The following is a 19666-nucleotide window of genomic DNA, read 5'->3' as shown; positions in this document are numbered from 1 at the left end:
CTGATCAGACAAATGAAAGAGTTGCTAGTCGTTTTTGATTGTATGAATAGCCAAAAGAAAGTAGCTTTCGCAGATCGAAAAATAGAGGAGAATGCTGAGCTTTATAGAAACTAGTACGTAGCAGATTGGAAGAAAGGTGAGGAAAGATGATGCAGTCGGTTTTGCTGCGTTCAAAAATAACTGTGCCTACCGTGTCGAAGGAGGCGATTGAAAGAAGACCGTTAATGGATTTGCTAAAGCAACGTGAACGGTCAAAGTTGACGATTGTGCGTGCCCCAGCTGGATATGGCAAGACAACTTTGCTAAGCCAGTGGGCCAATCTATCAGAGGATTGGATTGCATGGCTGTCATTGGATGAAGCGGATAGTGATCCGATTCGATTTTGGAAGTATGTAATAAGAGCCGTGTCAGACAGTCTTCAAGGGGATATGGATAGAAAGTTATCGTCATTATTGCAGTCCCAGCCCCAGCTTCCTTTGGACATGCTCGTCGACTCCTTTTTGAATGAACTAATGGCAGTGCAAGTAACAATCCGTATTGTCCTGGATGACTATCACTTGATCAACAATGAGCGAATCCATGAAATGATGACACGATTCATCGATTACCTGCCAGGACATGTACATGTGTACATAGCGAGCCGCGCTGATTCATCTCTTCCCATATACAAATGGGCAGTCAAGGGGTGGCTTACCGAAATCAATATGGAGGAACTTCTCTTCACCATCGAAGAGACTGCACGCTACTATGAAATGAGAAAACTTGTCATCAAGGACGATGAGCAGCTTCAACGAATCCTTGCAAAAACAGAGGGCTGGGCAGCTGGTATTCAATTGGCCGGCCTTTCTATGGAAGCTTCTTCTAAGGATAATTGGAAGATGAATTCATTTACTGAAAGCCATGCATTCATCTCCGATATCTTCTTAAAAGAAATCCTCTCACGGCTTCCGCAGTCCACACAAGACTTCCTGATCACCACGTCAATTTTGCATCAGCTTGAGCCCGCAGTTTGTGACGCGCTTACCCATCGTTCGGATAGCGAGGAAATGCTGCTGGAACTTGAAAAGAACGGGCTATTTATAATTCGGCTGCATACAGCTACGTCCGTATTCCGCTATCATCATTTGTTTACCGATATCTTGCAGGCAGAGCTCAGAAAACGGTACTCTCAAGAAATGATTACTTCCATATACAAAAAAGCCGCCACGATTTTGTATGAATTAGGAGATATTCATTCCGCAATTGAACTTGCGTTGAACGGACATTCCTATGCAGACGCGGAAGCTTGGATTCATATACATATTGTGGAACTTTTCTTCTCGGGCCAAACATCAACTTTCATCCGATGGATACGGACGTTGCAGCGGGCTGATTGTCCCCTACATCCCGAAACACTCGTGATGTATGCATTTACATTGGCGTTATCAGGAAAATGGGAATCTGCAAGTCAAGTGATTGAGAGCTTGGCAAATAGGCATGAAACCGATCAGTGGATGGACCAGCCTGTGTATAAAATCGTTTCGCGCGGCTGGGTGACGGTGAAAGTGTATGTGCTGTTTGCGGGCGGCGGAAATCTTGAAGAAGCGATTGAGCTGATGCGCGAGAAACTGAAAGGCGGACTTGTCAACTCCAAATGGGATGGAATTCCCGTACAATATAATCGCGTCGAGCCCAAGCTTCTCCGGACAAGCATCGGCTCCTTGGGGAAGCTGTGGCCCGATGAAAAGGTGCTTCCTTTTTATGAGCTGTTCCGGACATCCGCCTATAAAGATCAAAACATGACGGGTTTCAGCTACGGACTGCGAGCAGAAACACTCTATGAAAAAAACCAGATAGATGACGCATTGCCTGAGTTGGAAGAAGCGCTTCGATACGGTCATCGCTTCCAAAATCCGGGTTTATTCGTCCCGATGTATATAATGAAAAGCCGTATCTATGTAACAAGAAGACAGTTTGTCCAAGCGCATGCCCTGCTTGATTATACAATCGATATGGTGAAGGATTGGCATTGGTCTACTAATGTATATGCTGTCAAAGCGCAGTATCTTTTATTGGAAGGAAGTGCAAGAGAAGCCGAGCAGGCACTCTACAAGATGACGAATGAAAGTGTCCAGTCTGGAAATCCGTTATGGCTGCTTGTGCATACGCGGATCTTGATAGCAAAAGGATTACTGGAAGATGCGATAAGGATTGTAATCCAAGTAAAAGAGAAAGCACTCTCGGAAGGTCAAATTTCAACAATTGTGGAAGCTGCAGTACTTGAGGCGATCTGTCAAATGAAACTGCTAAATGCGGATACTGCACTACCGGCACTGCACGAAGCGTTAGAGCATGGATCCCTATACGGCTATGTACGCACGTTTCTTGATGAACCCGAAGTACCTTCATTACTAAGGAAATATGTAAAAAAACGTAAAAGGGAGCATCGGGATGTATGGGATACGGTCCCCCTAGCTTACGTAGAGCATTTGTTAGAGAGTGTTCCAGAGGAAGAGGAGCAGGATCCCGCCCTAAAGATGCTAACACTAAGCGAACGGAAAGTCCTTATACTACTATCTAGCGGTGCTTCTAATATTGAAATTGCCAGCGAGTTGGGGCTGACAGAAGGTACCGTGCGTGTATATTTAACAAATATCTATCAAAAACTTGGTGTAAATTCACGAACACAGGCCGTTCTATTCGCGAGAGAACGGGAGTTATGAGCAAATGCAATCAGATCATCCTCAATAACTATTAACATTCCTCAATATAGTATATAACCACATCTCCCTTTACAGTAAGGGTAGGTGTGGTTTTCTGAACCTACTACCACAAGAATTAGAGTCTATCGACAAAAGGAGGAAGCTAAATTGAGCAATAAAAAGAATTTCATGTTTTTCGCAACTTCGGCTTTACTTTTGCCATACGTTGCAGCAGCTCCGGCAGAGGGAGCGGGGTTTTCAGATACGATTGATGATTCACAAGAGGAGGCCATCCATGCACTTTTACAAACAGGCATTATCAAAGACTATTCCGATGGTACCTTCAGACCGGACCAACCATTAACACGAGCAGATGTAATCATGATAATGGGAAAATGGCTTGAAACACTCGATTTCCAAATACCCCATGACTACAAATCAAAGCCAAGATTTTCAGACCTGACATTTTCGTCCCATGACGAGCTGTTACAATATGCCGCCATGCTGAAAGATTACGGAATCATTATAGGTTCACCAGATGGCAATTTGAATCCTCAAGAAAGGATGACCCGAGAAAATACGGCAATTGTTTTAGGACGAGCCTACCATGCTATACACAACATAGATTTCACCTCCTACATCCGCGACCAAGATTTTAAGAGTACCGTAGCTGATCACGGTCAAGCAAAGGCAGAGGCCCGCCCTTTCATTGATATCCTTGACTACTTCAACATTATCGACCCATCCGCGCCCTACTTCCAACCCAAAGAAGTAATAACACAGGGACAGCTTGCATCATTTCTCGCGAAAAGTGCAGCCGTGACAATTCAAGATAAAGAAATATTGATAGACAAAATCCTGTTTGCGGGTAACAGCTATTTTGCGTATGCAGATGGCAGGGCAATAAGCGCCTCGTTCCGTGCCCCTGCCGGAATGGCGATTTCACAAGATGGTTCATTGTTAATTGTAGACAGCGAAAATCATTTAATTAGGAAAGTCCAAAATGAGGAAGTGACTACTTTTGCAGGCATGACATTGGAAATCGATGATTCTGGTTTGCCACTTGGGGGTCTTTACGATGGTGACAAAGAAAGGTCATTTTTTCAAAGTCCTACTGGAATTGCAGTTGACGCCGAAGGGAATGTATTCATTGCAGACACGCTCAATCATGCAATCCGAAAAATTGGCATCGACGGGCAAGTAAGTACGATTGCAGGTAATGGTTTAGTTGGAAATGAAGATGGCACAGGCGAAGACGCACGGTTCCATTCCCCGCAATCAATCGTAATAGACAAAAACGGAACACTATTCGTTGCGGACACATTGAATCACGTCATCCGCAAAATCACAGTGGATGGCAATGTAACTACACTGAATACCCCATCCGATCGGATCGTGCAAATAACTCCAGGTGTTGTTGAATGGGCGGGCGACTTTCAGGATGGTTTGCTGGAAGATGCAAAATTCAACGAACCATCAGGGCTGGCCATCGACTCAAAAGGAAACTTATTTGTAAGTGACTCTGGCAATCAATTGATCCGGTATATCGACTTCGCAGAAAATACAGTTTCCACAATCGCCGGAAAGTATGCAGCACCAAAACCGGGGCTCCTTTATACAACTGGAAATCTTATGGACGGACCTGCTGACAATGCAGCATTCAACTTTCCGAAAGGATTATCCTATTCTGAAACACATGGGTTATTAATTGCAGACAGTGTCAATAAATCGGTCCGTTCTTTCAAGGATGGAAAAGTTAGGACAATTTCAAACGGGTTTAAAAATCCAGTCAGTATAACTACAGATTCTAACGGAAATGTATTTATAGCGGATAACGAAGACAATCGCATCTATCAACTTACATTTGAAAGAGGGACAGAAAAATGAAAACAAACTGTTTCACAAAATGGTTTGCTAGCTTATTAGCAGTCATCCTTTTACTGTCGGGAGTAGGACAACCTGTCAAAGCTGCAACTAATCGGTCTGCAACAATTGGCGATGTGAGGGGCACCGTTTGGATAACAAAAGCAGGCGGACATTTGTCGGTGCGGGCTTATCCAGAGATGACATTGCAGGAAGGCGACCTTGTGGCGACTGATGCTTTTGCCAGCATCAGCCTACGGATAGAGGATACGCAAGACGAATTGACCATCGCTGAGAATGCAAGACTCGTCCTGGCCGATCTGCGCAAAGAGTCCGGAAATGCGGTCACGAGACTTACTGTTTGGTCAGGCCTCGTGCTGGCCAGTGCCAATCCGGACAGAAAAACGGGGGATATTTTCGAAGTCAATACGCCTGGACAGCATATTGCTGCGAAAGGGACGAATTTTTTCGTCCAAGTTGACCCTGCCAACTCAAACACATCTATTTTTGTCGCATCGGGCATTGTGAATGCGTCAAATAATGAAGGAACAAATAATTTGCCCGTTCCGATCTTACCAGCGCAACAACTTCATATGCAACCTGGCATTCCAAATCTAGATGACTATATAGAACCGGCCAATTTAAACGGATCGGATGCCATCCGAAACTCACATATTATGGAACAGTTGCTTAAGAATAAAGAGAAGATCGATCGGGAAAATGAGCGACTCGTCGAAGAATTGAAACAAAATATGGAAAGCAATGTACCCTCTCCCGATTCAGCAGCTACGGCCGACGAGTTGCGTGAAATGGAAAAAAGGTTGAAAGGTTTGCTTTCGCTCATTGCAAGTAAAGCGGTGGAATCAGGTAGCCCCATTCCCGAAGAATTGCTTAGGCTGAATGAAATTGTTGAGGAATGGCAATTAAGCACGGCTGAGATAGAAATGCGTAATCGCTTGGAACAATTGCGCAAGCAGCAAGCGGAAGAAATGCAAAAAAAGAGAGAGGAACAGCAAAATAGAGAACAGCAGCTTCTGCAAAGATTGCAGGAGAAACGAGAACTACAAATTGAACAGCAGAGAAAAGCGGCAGAAGAAGCCAAGCGTCGTGCAGAGGAAGCATTTAGTGCTCAAATCAGCGAGAGTGAACGTAACGCATTCACTGAAGCTTTACGGAAACAAGAGGCGGAAAGACAACGACAGGACGAAGCAGCAAAAAGAGCGGAAGGGCAATCTAAACCAACCCCTGTCCCAACACCTGAGCCTGATTCGAGTCCAGTCACAAGGCCGGAACCAACTCCGACACCAGACCCGGAGCCAGGTCCAAAGCCAGATCCGGAACCAGAACCGGAGCCAAATCCGGAGCCACCTAGCCAGACCATTGACGAAAAACTAGCCGCCGCATTCGATAGCATACCGCCAGACTACTGGTACTTCTACACAATGGATAGCCAGGAGGCACTTTATGAAGCGATGGAGATGCCAGAAGAAACAGATGCAGAGAAAATCGAGAAAACAGCTGCCATCTTAATGGCTATCCAGAATCTCGAAAAACTACCTTTAGTTAACATCACAGTCGAAGTATCAGGCACAACGGTCATTTTATCATGGGAAAACCCTGAAGAATATGATGATATCCGTGTTTTTGCAAATTACGAACCAGTTTGGCAAACATCCGAAGACATTGATTTCGAAAACACAAGCGCAACCTTAACGACACTGCAAGCGAATACGGAGTATGAACTATTTGTCGAATTCAGAAGAAAGGGTGACGACAATCCAGCTGCAATCAGCAATCTAATCAACATTACAATACCGGAGTCTGAATCCTTATCCGACATAATCCCAACAACTACAGACAGCTTACTATTTCAATAAATCATTTCTCCACTACTACCATTCAAAACAGCTGTCTCAATGAAGACAATAAAACAGGAGATCGGGTTTATTTTCCGTATCTCCTGTTTTTTATGTTATTTAGTTTCCTGATACTTGTTCAAAAATTCTTTTGCTTTTGCTGGATCAGCCACAAGTTCATTACCTGTTTTGACGATTGGGCTTAAAGTTGAGAACGCTTTGGTTTTATTTCCTTTGTAAAAGCTGATGAAGTCGTCTTGATTAATTGTGTATAGAATTGCTTTTCGGAGATCTTCACTTTCTGAGACTTCTCGGTTCTTCGTATTGAAGAGCAAATAGCTGACTGCATTACTCTCAATGCTTTGTAATGACAGTTTACTATCGCTTTCTACCACATCGTATTTAGTTTCGGGTACAGCGTAAAATAAATGGATTTCATTATTTCTAAGTGCTGCAAGTGTGCTGTCCGGGTCTTTTATAAAACGCATTGTCACATTTGAAATCTTCGGCTCGTGTTTCGTTCCTGTCATATACCCCGGGTTCTTTTGGAACTCCGCTTCGTAGTCATTTTTAGAAATCAAAATGTAAGGGCCGCTCGTGTATAACGTATTATTGTACTGGCTGCCTTCTGTTACAGTATTTTGATCGCCATAAGGAATGTCTTTATTGACATCAAATGATGCGACATCGAATGTATTGATGCTTTCCACTTGCTTCTTTGAAACGATACCCGCAGATTGGTGCGCCAAATAATTTAACACTTGTGGGAACGGCTCTGTTGTTGTTATTTTTACGACTTGGTACATTCCTTCTTCACTATTTGCTTTCGTTTTATCATCCACGAGAGAATTGATTGTATTGCCAAGCCCTTTTTCCAGTGCCGCTTTAACCGTTTCGTCACTTCCGGATTGCTTGATCGTTTCAAGTGAACCTAAATCTGTAATGACTTCAATATCTTTAATATGTTCATGAAGAGTGTATGTGCGGTGATCAGGTACAGAGTCTTTGTCTTTAGCGCGATTTAACGTAAAGATAACGTCATCTGCCCCTACCCGTTCGCCAGAGTCGACAGCTTTTTTACTGTCTACTTTGGCAAAATTGATATCATCCCTCAGCAAGAAGTAATACTCTGAATTACCTTCTGCGATACTATGGTTAAGCGATAGGGAGCCTTCAGAGGTGATTTGATCATCATCTGTCAGATTCACTAAACGTACATGCATATTTGTATTAATGATATTAATCGATCCGTCATTCCCTTTAATGGGATCAAGTGACGTTAATGTAGACATCGATTGTGACAAAACCAAAGGATCCGTTGCATTTTTGGATGCATCATTGAATTCGATTTCTTCCCATGGAAGGGAACGCGATTTAGAGAGTCGAACTGAATCTAAATTCAAGATATCCTTGTTCACTGCTTGTGTTTTATACGAAGTATAAAGCGGAACAATATATGCTTTGTCAAATACTAGACGTTCCTCAAATTTCTTATAAGTAGCTTGGTATTCATCAGGCGTCTCAGTACCTGCTTGGTCAATAAGACTGTCGATTTCGGAATCGGACATGATGCTGTAATCTCCGCCTGTTTTAAAGAGTGAACGAACTGCATAATCAGGGTTCCCTGTAACAGTCGTCCATCCCGACAATGCGATATCATAGTTGCCAGCATCTTGTTGTGCTTTGAAACTACCATAATCCGGTTGCAAATTAAGTTTCACATCAAATCCGTTTTTCACTAGTTGGTCACGGACAATGTTTAAATCGGACTCTCCACTACTCATCCCAAGAAGTTCCACTTGCACTTTGGATAGATCTTTTTTCCCGTCGTTCCCGGGCTTCGCACCTTCTTCAACATCTGATTTTGTTTTGACACATCCCGACATAACAAGAACAACTACTAATACAATCGGCACCAAAAACCTTTTCAACATAAAATCCCTCCTAAAATTGATTCGTTTAATCCAGCTTTGGATCCATTGCATCACGAAGCCCGTCACCTAAGAAGTTGAAGGACAACACGAGTGCTATAATGGCAAGCCCGGGATAAATCGCTAAATAAGAATGCGTTTCAAGATACGTACTTCCTAACTTCAATATATTCCCCCATTCTGGAATATGGGGTTCTACACCAAGTCCAAGATAGCTTAAACTGCTTGTGGCTATGACCGCGCCGCCAATTGTTAACGTAGCCTTTACGATCATCGGGGCTAGGGAATTCGGTATAACCTGCCTGAAGATAATTGAAAGGTCGCTTGAACCGAGCGCACGGGCAGATTCAACAAACTGGTAATTTGAAACCATAAGGACGTTCGCCCTCATCGTTCTGGCGTAGGTTGGAATGGAACCAACACTTAATGCGATGATCAAGTTCGTAATATTCGCTCCAAAAGCAGCGATGATGGCAATCGCTAACAATATTCCTGGTACCGCATATAGCACATCGAGTAAACGCATGACGATATTATCTGTGCGATGGCCATAATAACCTGCAATTGCACCAAGTGCTCCACCAACAACTGCTGGAATGATCGTCGAAATGAAACCGACGACTAAGGATATTCTTGCTCCAAAAATAATTCTGGTGAATAAATCCCTTCCGAAATCATCTGTTCCAAGCGGATAGCTGATGCTTGGCGGTTGAAGAAGCGCACTATAGTTGTTTTCGACCGCCATACTGTAATCGAAAGTGAAGTTGCTGCAAACTGATATGGAGAACATAAATATGATAAAGAACAACCCTAATGTCGCCGTAGTATTTCTTGTTATTTTCCCCCACATCGTATCCCATTTATCGATCCTCGATAAATCATTACTTCTTCCCTTCATTAGCAAGCCGTATCCTAGTATGAGCGCAAACAGGTTTCCGGTTGCCGCTGTTAGAATGAGCGGAATCGCAATCCATGTCATCCAACGCTTAGTGCTTTGATTCGTTACGTGCTTGGCGACTAATAACGTTGCCGCTAGCTGGAACACTAAAATAGCTACTAATAGGGTCATGGCTAGTAAAAATGTATTCGAAACATACGGTTTAAACAAATTCAAAGAGGATATTGCAATAATAAAAAATTGGGTCATCACCATATAGACCGCAAACATATACTCCGGAGTCTTTTTCTCTTTAATTACATTGAATGCAAACGAAACAACAAAGACATTCCCTGTGAAGACGCCTAATAGTTGTATGAAACCTAGTTTTCTAGTCGTTTTTCTTATGGTTCCGCTCGTTAGAATATCTTTTCGTATGGCTACTGTAAGCCCGATCTGAATCAAAGTGAAAAGGCTGTATGCCAGAAATGCACTAAATGCGAATGGCTTAATGGTCTTTGTTGAAAAATCGAAGCAGTTGAGCAAAAAAACAATCGTAAGTGCTAGAGACGTTATCCAAGCAAAACTGGATTGTGTATATTCAGGCGACAGCTTCAATATTTTCTTATGATCAGACTTCATTTGTGACTTCGGCTTTAAAGCCTGCTTATTCTCCATTTCTATTTGTGTCATCATTGCACCTACTTTAGTATTGTTTAATCTTCGAACGAATTCTCGGATCAAGGTATGCATACAAAATGTCAATAATTACATTGATTAGTGAAATGGTGATAGCCACGTAGACAACCCCGCCCAAAATACTTGGAATATCAGGAATAAACTGCTTATCTACAATATAGCTGCCGATACCACTAATATTGAAAACCTTCTCTGTTACAGCAGCACCACCGAGCATCCCACCGAATAGCAGGCCGATGACAGTAATGACAGGAATCATTGCATTACCAACGGCATGCTTCCACAGCACTTGCCGTTTATTTAAACCTTTCGCTTTTGCCGTGATGATATAGTCTTCATTAATAATCTCCAGCATGGATGAGCGAGTCATTCTACTGACGGATGCTGTTAATGCTGTTCCGAGGACTATAATCGGCATGATCACGGATAACCAATTTTGTGGATTGTAAGTAGCAGGCAACCACTGTAATTTAATCGAAAAGTTCAAAATGAATATTAACCCTTGCCAAAAGTTGGGGATCGACAAACCGAGTAAGGCAATAAACATAAATGTATAATCAAAAAAAGAATTTGGTTTTGTGGACGAAATAATTCCGATAGGTACTGCGATCAGTACAGCCATGACTAACGATAACAATGAGATGATCAACGTAATCGGGAACTTTTTCGCAATGCTCGTAATGACATCTTCATTGCCTGCGTAGGATGCACCCAAATCAAACGTGACAATCCCTTTGATCGCCTCCCATAATTGCGCAAGGTAAGGTAAATCAAGGCCATGTAATCGGTTGAAAGCTGAAATTTGTTCTGGCGTCGCCGTTTCACCAATTATATTGGCGGCAGGTTCAAATGGTGATATATACAAAATAGAAAACACAAGGATTACAACACCAATGACGACGAAAACACTGATTACCAGTCGTTCGAATACATACTTAACAAATGGATTACTATACATGAAGATAAATAGATACATCAGCAAGCCTGGAAGTAATGTCAAGAAAAAGAAAAGCGGTTGTGAAAGTAACGAACGGAAGAAATTCGAGTAACTCGATTTCGTTTTCCCTTCTTTTAGCAACCTTTTATCCGTCTTCTCCCGTGCTATTTTTAGAAATCGTTCTTCCGCTAAATTTTCCACCTGTTTTTCCAGTTCTGATTCGTTGACATGCTGTCCAAAAAATTCACATTTTCGAATCAACTGGTTCCTAAATTCAAGCCGTAATTTCTCTTTAAAACCTTCATCCGCAAGAGACCTTTTACTATCCTCAAGTAAAGAAGAGTATGTATTGTCCCTCTTTCTCCATACATAAAACATAAACAGGAATAAGTGAACCGGAAGTCCTAAAATCATTATTATACAATTATAGGAATTTCTTTGATGCATCTTGTCGTAAGAATTCTGCATTATGCATAACAACCGATTACCATCTCTGGTAGATGCTTTTACCTCCATGTCTCTCCCTCTTTCTCATTGATTAATAATACACATAATAGTATAATCTGAAGTTAGTGACAAGTTATATTTTTAAAAACACTATTAAGATTAAAATAAATGGCGGTGGAATCGAATTGGAAATAATATTAACAGTGAAGGATCTGCACGTCTCTTTTCAGACCAGAGATGAGGAATTCGACGCAGTTCGAGGCGTTAGTTTTGAAGTTAAAAAGGGTGAAACATTAGGAATCGTAGGAGAGTCGGGAAGCGGTAAAAGTGTCACGGCTCGAAGTATAATGCGGATATTACCCTCACCGCCTTCACATATGAAAAACGGGGACATTAATTTTCTTGGTGAAAATTTGGGTGCTAAAACAGAGAAGGAAATGGAAAGCATACGCGGCCGCGATATAAGTATGATCTTCCAAGACCCGATGACCTCACTGAACCCAACAATAAGAATAGGAAAACAAATTGCTGAAAGTTTAATTAAACATCAGAAACTGTCAAAGAAAGAAGCTAAAGTGCAAGTGCTCGAAATCTTGAAACTTGTGGGAATCCGGGATGTGGAGACTCGATATAATCAATTCCCTCATGAGTTTTCAGGTGGCATGCTGCAACGCGTCATGATTGCAATTGCACTTGCTTGCCGTCCGACTTTGTTAATCGCGGATGAACCTACAACAGCATTGGACGTAACAATACAAGCACAAATTTTAAATTTGATGAAGGATATGCAAAAGCGTTTCGGCACATCCATTATTCTGATCACCCATGATTTGGGTGTAGTCGCTGGAATGTGCGACCGTGTTGTTGTCATGAAGAGCGGAGAAATTGTTGAGACTGGAACAACTGAGGAGATTTTCGAGAGTCCGAAGCACCCGTATACACTGAAACTACTAAATTCACTTCCAAAATTACATGAGAAGAAGAAGCCTAAACGCACGCCATTGATCATGACAGATACCAGCAATACGCCTCTTATTGAAGTAAAGTCACTTAAACAACATTTTGATTTAGGAAAGGGAAAGTTGTTGAAGGCCGTTGACAATATTAGTTTCCATATTCAACCTGGCGAGACACTTGGCCTTGTGGGAGAGTCAGGGTCTGGAAAGTCAACGACAGGTAGAGCGATCTTACGATTGAATGAACCGACGGATGGCGATGTACTCTACCAAGGGATGGCGATCAATCGTTTGTCTAAAAGTGAAATGAAAACAATGAGACGCCATATGCAACTCATTTTCCAAGATCCTTATTCATCACTGAATCCGCGGTTTAAAGTGTTGGATATTATCGGTCAGGCCCTCGATATACACGGGCTGAGCGGCAGTAAAGCACAACGTAGGAAAAGAGTTGAAGAGCTTTTAGATATGGTAGGACTCTTGCCATCGCATGCAATGCGATATCCTCACGAATTCTCGGGTGGTCAGCGGCAACGGATAGGTATTGCACGCGCACTCGCAGTGGAACCTAAGTTCATTGTGTGTGATGAGCCTTTATCTGCGCTTGACGTTTCCATCCAGTCGCAAGTTGTAGACTTGTTAGAAGATCTTCAACACCGATTGGGCTTGACTTATTTGTTTATCGCCCATGATTTGTCCATGGTAAAGCATATTAGTGACCGAGTGGCGGTTATGTATGCCGGCAAAATAGTTGAACTGGCGGAAAGCGAAGAGCTTTATTCAAATCCACAGCACCCATATACTAAGTCGCTGTTAGCTGCAATCCCGATTCCTGATCCAAAGGTTGAGGCAAAGAAAAAGCGAGTCATGATGGATGAGCAACATGAAACAGATAAATACCGATTACAACAATCGGAGTTTGTGGAGATTTCAAAAGGACATTGGGTAGCAATGCCCGTCAACTAATAAGCAATTACATAGACTTGGGAGGATGCGGGATGGGGACTACTAATAAAGTTACATTAATGGAAGCGTATATGATTGAAACACTACGCAGCAATGGCATATCAAATGAGGAGCTGCTAACTCAGCTCGAGCAAGGGGACAGCAGCTCTTGGGTACGCATCAATCCGAATTATAGTTATGGTGATTTGATTTCACTTTATCAGCAAGATAAAAATGCATTTACATCCATTCTAACGGAAGGATATCAAGTGAAGTTCATTACCATAAGAGGGCTTCAAGGGCTTTTGGAATTGAAATTCAAAAAAACCGCCGGGAAAGATTACTCGTTGACAGATGAGGGCATGAAACAGTTGAAAGTGAGTGAGAGTGAGTTAGAAACGCTGAAGCAGTTCCTCTCACAAAACTGGACAATTACGGAATTACCGCTAGAAACAGAAGATGAAACAAAAAAAATTACCATACTGAACGGCAGATGATTTGAGCTGCTGATATGAATAGAACCAGGAATAGCCTCTTGTATACGTCAGTCGCATGACACAAGTATACAAGAGGCTTTTTGTGCTCATTATCGCGCGTGGAATGTTCATGAAACAAACAGAATTTATGAATATTAACATTCCTCAGTATTCAACATTCAAAGACGTCCCTATACTAAATGTAAGGATTGCGAATACTTAGATGGAATGTATTGAAAAGTTTCACATTTCTCTGGGATTGGGGCGTAAGGCGGCGACTCCAGCGGGACCAGCACGAGCAGAAGACCCCGGAACGAAGCGTAGCGAAGTGAGGAGGCTGAAGCCGTGCCCTCGGAAAGCGTCCGCCTGAAGTGGAATCCCTTTTCAATGCAATATCAACCTATAAGAAAAATACGTACATAGGAGACGATGAACTATATCCTTTATGTGGGCACCTTGGATATAGGGAGTCAGTGGTGCAACCGCCCCTGTTTCATCGTGGCATTTTTAATGTTCCTATGTTTTAAGGGAGGGGGCTTTTATCGATGAAAATTGTATTGGCTAATGATCAACTGCTCATTCGCAAAGGGCTCGTCCTGACCCTGTCATTGCCAAGCGGGTTCGACGTGGTTGGAGAAGCAAAAAATAAGCAAGAATCGCTTCAGTTACTTAGAAAAGAACAACCCGATTTGCTGATTATCGATTTCAAGTTAGGGCACGAAAGCGGATTGGAAGTAATCGCTGAAGCGAAGCGGCTCAATGTTGCCTGCAAATTTGCAATCTTGACCGATTTACAGGACCTTCTCCTGTTTAATCATGCAAGGAAAATGGGTGTCGATGGCTTCATTTCGTTACAAGCAGATCCCGACGAACTTATTTACGCCCTTCATCTGATTCAGCGGGGAAGGAAGTATTATGATCCCGATATGATTGATTTGCTGATCCAGTCACAGAGGGAGCCGCTAGTAGACAACCATCCACTCGAACAATTGACCGTGAAGGAAAAGGAAGTATTGGAAAAGTTAGGGATGGGATTCTCCAATAAACAAATTGCCAGCAGCCTGTTCATTACGGAGCACACAGTAAAGAAACATGTCAGCCAAATCTTGGCCAAGCTTTGTCTTGGCGACCGCACACGGGCCGCACTTTATGCAAACGAGACTGGATTAGTGCAATACCAGTTTGATCTGCCTGTTTGATAGCGTGATAGGTAGATGACAACAGAGAGCCGATCCACGGGCTCTTTTTTCCGTTTTTTGAGACAGACCTTCAAGAATAGCATGTAGACAACAAATTGATGGAAGTGTAAAGTAAGGAATAGCAGGTAATTATAGCCTACTATTATATAATTATACAAGGAGGGAAAAAATGACGACGGTTCTTCTTGCTGCAAAAACAACGTTACCACAACCCCTTTCGGATAGCGTTAACAGGACGAGATTGCATAACAAATTTCATAATGGCATATTCAAAAAAGTGACCATTCTACGGGCTCCTGCAGGCTATGGGAAAACAACGCTGCTTAGTCAATGGCTAAAAACCTTGCAACACGATCAGATCGCCTATCTAGCCATCGACCCTTCTGACAACGATTCATCCCGCTTTTGGGCATATGTTTTTCACGCTGTTTCGAAAGCGTGCCAATTGGATATCGATCAGGCATTAGCCCCACTTTTGCATGCCTCCGACAATGCGGGGAATGACTTTCTGATTGAATCCTTTATTCATGAAATGATGGGTACAGACAAGCTATTACATATCGTGTTTGACGATTACCACCTTATTGAAAACGCAGTTATTCACCAAATGATGACGAAATTGATCGAACAGTCACCGGAGCATGTACATCTTTATATATCCACTCGGACAGAGTTACACTTGCCCATCGCGAAATGGCATGCTAAGCAATGGGTATATGAACTTGATGCCTCACAACTACGATTTACACGCCAAGAGCTGCAGCAGTTTTACTCCATGAAAAACTTACCTTTGCCAGATCAAGCCCAGTTAGGTCTTATGTTAAAAAAGACGGAAGGTTGGATTGCCGGACTCCAGTTGGCATGTCTGACGCCCAACCACGGATTTCCGGAGGATTGGGCCGACACTTCGCGTTCAACTATATTCGACTTTTTACTGCAGGAAATCATGGTCCCGCTCCCAACATCCACCCAAGAATTCCTCTTACGTACATCTTTGATTCGTGAATTGGAGCCCTCCCTCTGCAATGAACTTACAAACAGGACAGACAGCTATCAGTTGCTTGAATCATTAGTAGAAAAAGGATTATTCATCATCCGTCTCCAATCAAATACCCCTGTCTTCCGCTATCATCATTTATTTGCGGAAGCTTTACGATCAGAAATCAAAAGGCGCTTAATGGCTGATGAAGTTTCTATTTTAATAGAAGAAACTGCATTCGTGCTGTATAAACGAGGGGATATCACCGCAGCAATCGAACTCTCCTTGCAATACAGTCTTTATGACGTAGCGGTGTCTTGGATTTCCGAGCATCTAGTTTCGTTCTTTACTTCAGGACGAATCTCAACCTTCTTGAGATGGTTGCATCAATTGCGCGCTCACCACGACGCGGTCCCTTATGAATTTCTTGTCATTGGCGTCATTGCGTCGATGTCATCATTAGATACCGATACTGCAAATTCACTAATGCAGGAACTCGAAACCCGGGAAATCACTGATCAGTGGATGCAGAAGGAAGAACATGCAGCATTGGTGTTCCTTTACGAGCATGCGAAAGCAATGGCGATCGTCTCCGCCGGCGGAGACTTGCAAACAGCAAAAGCTATCGTTGAAAAACAGCTCAACAATGGAGATATACCATCTCGATGGGATAAGGTTCATATGCGTTTCAATATTTTCGAATATAAATTATTGAGGACAAGCATTGGCTCAAAAGGCAAAATGCCATCTATGGAAGATGGCATCGCAATCGCAGAAATTTTTCGCAAGCCGTTTTATCAAACAAGAGGGATTGCGGCCTATTCCTATGGAACTTCCGCTGAATCCTTATATGAGCGCAATCTATTGGATTACGCAAAAGGAGAGCTTGCCGTTGCGATGCAACAGGGACACGAACTCCAAGACCCCGGCATATTCATCCCGATGTATGTATTGCAGTCGAAAATCTATGTAGCCGAAAAAAAAATCACATCCGCGCTCGCCTTACTTACGCAGGCGAAAGAATTGGTCACCGAAAAGCATTGGCTTACAACATTGAGCATCATGCAAGCCGCTTGTCATATAGCAGATGGCGACATTGTAAATGCAGAAAAAGAATTACAAGCAGAAAAGTCTAGCCACCCTTTCTGGATGCTCGTCCGTGCTCGGCTTCTGCTGACGAAACAACAACCCGACAGCGCCTTAGGCATTTTGATTCAAACAAAAACGAAAGCCTTGCAAGAGATGCAAATCGCAACAATTATCGAAGCAACCGTTTTAGAAGCAATTTGCCATGAAAGACTAGGCGATACGGAAATGGCGCTCAATACATTACAGGAAGCATTGAAAGCAGCCGCCCCCTATTACTATATTCGTACATTTTTAGATGAGGAGGAAATCTATCCGTTACTGAATAAAATCCGCCAACTGCATAAAAAGGATGAAAGATTACGAAGCTCCATTTCCACGCATTATCTAGATCACTTTCAAATCATTGAAAGCACACTCGAAGAAAACCAAGTACATCACTTGCTCACACCAAGGGAAAAAGAAGTCTACAACCTATTAGCAGACGGCATCACCAATCGGGAAATTGCAGAACAGCTTTTCTTATCGGAAGGAACAGTACGCGTCTATCTGACCTCCATTTACAGTAAAATAGGGGTGGATTCACGCTCTAAGGCGATTCTTCTAAAATATAAATGATGGTGGCGGGGATGGTTCCTTGCCGCTTGATCCAAGAACCCGTAAAGAATGCCAATGATTAAGATGATTAAGACGACTGATATGAATAGCGCCCTATAGAAAAGTGTAATTCCCATAATGACACTATAATCGAGGACAAGAATCGATAAAGTAAATTGCTCCCCAGGCCCTGGCACGGAGAATATTCTACCAATTGCTGTTGTTTGTCGATAATGGCAGGCAGTATGAAATGAATTTTCGATCAGGAAAATAATTGAAATAAAAGAAAGCGTCAAGCCACATTCACCCATTTACGGATTGAATGTGATTTTGGCGCTTTGTTTGTTTATTCAAAAGCCTCCTACACACTTTCAAAGTTTATTTTCGACCTTATAATTCAAATAAGCGGAAAATTCTAATTGACTTACTACAACCATGGTAGTAATATTAATCCAGGTGATAAAAATGAATATTGACAAAACAAACTCAACTCTAAAAAGATATGGATTTACGGAATATGAAGCTAAAATCTATGTTGCTTTATTACAATCTAATCCATTAAACGGAAATGAAATCGCTATTAAATCGGGCGTTCCTAGTCCGAAAGTGTACGAAAATCTAAATCGAATGTGTGAAAAAGAAGTAGTCTTTCCGGTTTTAGACGGCAATTATACAACTAAAAAATTATATTCTCCCCTTCCTTATAAGGAGCTATTACGAAAGATAGAATTGGACTTCCAAAACGATACCGCTTTTATGGAAAGCCAATTTAAAGTGATCTCCAATCAGATGAAACCAGATTGGTCGGAACTTTATCATTTGGATGGATATGTATCTTCCATTGATTCTTTAAGGAATATGATCCAATCTACAGAACAAACAATTTACCTTAGTTGCTGGAACAGTGAATTGGAGCTTTTATGGGATGACTTACTTGAAGCGTTTAAGAAGGGGGTTCGAGTAATCTCCATTCTATTCGATGGCACTGAAAAGAAGATTCCATGGTTACATTTCACCCATCACCAAGGTGAATTCTCCGACCGCAGGCATACGGGAGAACTTTCATGTGTATTAGATGAAAAAAGTGTCTTTATACTTCATTCTGCTGAAGGAAATGCACATGCCATTATATCCAGTCATACAGCGTTAACGCGTACTACGCTCAACTATATTCGACACGATATTTATATCAATCAAGTTGTGAACCACTTCCATGATGAATTAGCAGCTAAATATGGTGAAAATTTTGGAGGGCTTTTAGATATTTTTTGAGAAGGTATCACCGATTTATCGTTAATTATAAAAAAGGGGGAGAAAGGAGGATCGTTGGCCGTTTTTATATTAGTCCAATTTCGAAAGGGGTTTTGAGAGTGGGAGCTCAAATTATCGATTTAAGTGTACCGATGGACAGTAATGCGAAAGAACCTTTTCCACCAACAATTGAATATGAGACACATGAAAAGGGAGCTGAACAAGCTGCAGCTATTTTAGGTTTGGAGAAAGAGAACTTCCCTGACAGCAAAGCATGGGCTGTCGAAACCGTAACTTTAACGACCCATACTGGTACCCATGTAGATGCGCCTTGGCATTATGCCGATATGACAGCAGGTAAGAAATCCAGGACGATTGATGAACTGCCAGTTGAATGGTTTTACGGAAATGGCGTAGTCTTTGATTTCAGTGATAAAGCGGCGGGATATGAACTGCAGGTCGAAGACTTCAAAGAAAAGCTAGTTGAAATGAATTATGAACTACAACCTTTCGACATCGTACTCGTTCGCACTGATGCCGATAAGAAGTATTACGATGATGAATATGCATTTTGCCATGCCGGAGTGTCAGCGAATGCAACTAGATGGCTTATTGATAAAGGTATTAAAGTCATGGGCATCGATGCATGGGGTTGGGACATTCCGCTTCCTCTCCAAGCACAGCATTTTCGAGAAAATCCACGGGAAGACATTTTATGGGCTGCCCATTATGTCGGCAAAGAGGCGGAGTATTGCCAAATTGAGAAACTTGCAAACTTAGATCAGTTACCTAGAAAACACGGATTCAAAGTTGCTGCATTTCCTATCAAGGTCAAAGACGGAAGTGCCGGCTGGGCAAGACCAGTCGCCATTTTCGAATAAAGGGG

The 19666-nt window shown here is 42.3% G+C and carries 12 protein-coding genes and 1 riboswitch; of the genes, 9 read left to right on the top strand and 3 right to left on the bottom strand.

Annotation, left to right across the window (positions count from 1 at the left end; translation table 11 throughout):
* Positions 1-146 precede the first annotated feature (146 nt).
* From AWV70_RS02535 to AWV70_RS02525, 3 genes are all read left to right on the top strand, one after another.
* Positions 147-2702, top strand: a complete 2556-nt coding sequence (locus tag AWV70_RS02535; protein ID WP_060204037.1) for a LuxR C-terminal-related transcriptional regulator — start codon at positions 147-149, stop codon at positions 2700-2702.
* Positions 2703-2849: 147 nt separating this feature from the next.
* Positions 2850-4568, top strand: coding sequence for an S-layer homology domain-containing protein (locus AWV70_RS02530; protein WP_060204035.1), 1719 nt, complete (start codon positions 2850-2852; stop codon positions 4566-4568).
* A complete protein-coding gene (locus AWV70_RS02525; RefSeq protein WP_060204033.1) occupies positions 4565-6421 on the top strand; it encodes a FecR domain-containing protein in 1857 nt (618 codons plus the stop codon). The genes AWV70_RS02530 and AWV70_RS02525 overlap by 4 nt, the downstream gene beginning before the upstream one ends.
* Before the next feature lie 95 nt (positions 6422-6516).
* On the opposite strand, the gene AWV70_RS02520 is transcribed toward AWV70_RS02525, so the two are convergent.
* The 3 genes from AWV70_RS02520 to AWV70_RS02510 all read right to left on the bottom strand — a co-directional run bounded on the left by AWV70_RS02520 (position 6517) and on the right by AWV70_RS02510 (position 11360).
* Positions 6517-8334 carry an ABC transporter substrate-binding protein gene (locus AWV70_RS02520; protein ID WP_060204030.1) on the bottom strand — a complete coding sequence of 606 codons (1818 nt, stop codon included), beginning with the start codon at positions 8332-8334 and terminating at the stop codon, positions 6517-6519.
* A 25-nt stretch (positions 8335-8359) separates the two neighbouring features.
* Positions 8360-9850: an ABC transporter permease gene (locus AWV70_RS02515; protein ID WP_060204115.1), complete on the bottom strand. Its 1491-nt coding sequence runs from the start codon at positions 9848-9850 to the stop codon at positions 8360-8362.
* 64 nt (positions 9851-9914) lie between these two features.
* On the bottom strand, positions 9915-11360 hold the full coding sequence (locus tag AWV70_RS02510) for an ABC transporter permease (RefSeq protein WP_060204028.1): 1446 nt from the start codon (positions 11358-11360) through the stop codon (positions 9915-9917).
* A gap of 116 nt (positions 11361-11476) precedes the next feature.
* On the opposite strand from AWV70_RS02510, the gene AWV70_RS02505 reads away from it, so the two are divergent.
* The 6 genes from AWV70_RS02505 (at position 11477) to AWV70_RS02480 (ending at position 19661) form a co-directional block, all read left to right on the top strand.
* Positions 11477-13213, top strand: a complete 1737-nt coding sequence (locus AWV70_RS02505; protein WP_060204026.1) for an ABC transporter ATP-binding protein — start codon at positions 11477-11479, stop codon at positions 13211-13213.
* A gap of 32 nt (positions 13214-13245) precedes the next feature.
* Positions 13246-13689, top strand: a complete 444-nt coding sequence (locus AWV70_RS02500; protein WP_060204024.1) for a hypothetical protein — start codon at positions 13246-13248, stop codon at positions 13687-13689.
* A 392-nt stretch (positions 13690-14081) separates the two neighbouring features.
* Positions 14082-14165: riboswitch (cyclic di-GMP riboswitch) on the top strand.
* 48 nt (positions 14166-14213) lie between these two features.
* Complete coding sequence (locus AWV70_RS02495; protein ID WP_060204022.1) at positions 14214-14867, top strand: LuxR C-terminal-related transcriptional regulator; 654 nt, start codon at positions 14214-14216, stop codon at positions 14865-14867.
* A 169-nt stretch (positions 14868-15036) separates the two neighbouring features.
* Positions 15037-17550 carry a LuxR C-terminal-related transcriptional regulator gene (locus AWV70_RS02490; RefSeq protein WP_060204020.1) on the top strand — a complete coding sequence of 838 codons (2514 nt, stop codon included), beginning with the start codon at positions 15037-15039 and terminating at the stop codon, positions 17548-17550.
* 444 nt (positions 17551-17994) lie between these two features.
* The gene (locus AWV70_RS02485; RefSeq protein WP_060204018.1) at positions 17995-18801 is read left to right on the top strand and encodes a TrmB family transcriptional regulator; all 807 of its coding nucleotides are present in this window, start codon (positions 17995-17997) and stop codon (positions 18799-18801) included.
* Positions 18802-18893: 92 nt separating this feature from the next.
* A complete protein-coding gene (locus AWV70_RS02480) occupies positions 18894-19661 on the top strand; it encodes a cyclase family protein (RefSeq protein WP_414714811.1) in 768 nt (255 codons plus the stop codon).
* The last annotated feature ends 5 nt before the right edge of the window (positions 19662-19666 follow it).

Origin of the sequence: Sporosarcina koreensis, from assembly GCF_001531445.1 — a bacterium.
Lineage (GTDB): Bacteria > Bacillota > Bacilli > Bacillales_A > Planococcaceae > Sporosarcina > Sporosarcina koreensis_C.
Note: the sequence above shows the minus strand (reverse complement) of the source record. Positions and strands in the feature narration are given on the sequence as shown.

Excerpts from the sequence above, each read along its gene's own strand:
- AWV70_RS02535 (WP_060204037.1), top strand. The coding sequence starts at position 147 with ATGATGCAGTCGGTTTTGCTGCGTTCAAAAATAACTGTGCCTACCGTG.
- AWV70_RS02525 (WP_060204033.1), top strand. The coding sequence starts at position 4,565 with ATGAAAACAAACTGTTTCACAAAATGGTTTGCTAGCTTATTAGCAGTC.
- AWV70_RS02520 (WP_060204030.1), bottom strand. The coding sequence starts at position 8,334 with ATGTTGAAAAGGTTTTTGGTGCCGATTGTATTAGTAGTTGTTCTTGTT.
- AWV70_RS02515 (WP_060204115.1), bottom strand. The coding sequence starts at position 9,850 with ATGAAGTCTGATCATAAGAAAATATTGAAGCTGTCGCCTGAATATACA.
- AWV70_RS02510 (WP_060204028.1), bottom strand. The coding sequence starts at position 11,360 with ATGGAGGTAAAAGCATCTACCAGAGATGGTAATCGGTTGTTATGCATA.
- AWV70_RS02500 (WP_060204024.1), top strand. The coding sequence starts at position 13,246 with ATGGGGACTACTAATAAAGTTACATTAATGGAAGCGTATATGATTGAA.
- AWV70_RS02495 (WP_060204022.1), top strand. The coding sequence starts at position 14,214 with ATGAAAATTGTATTGGCTAATGATCAACTGCTCATTCGCAAAGGGCTC.
- AWV70_RS02490 (WP_060204020.1), top strand. The coding sequence starts at position 15,037 with ATGACGACGGTTCTTCTTGCTGCAAAAACAACGTTACCACAACCCCTT.
- AWV70_RS02485 (WP_060204018.1), top strand. The coding sequence starts at position 17,995 with ATGAATATTGACAAAACAAACTCAACTCTAAAAAGATATGGATTTACG.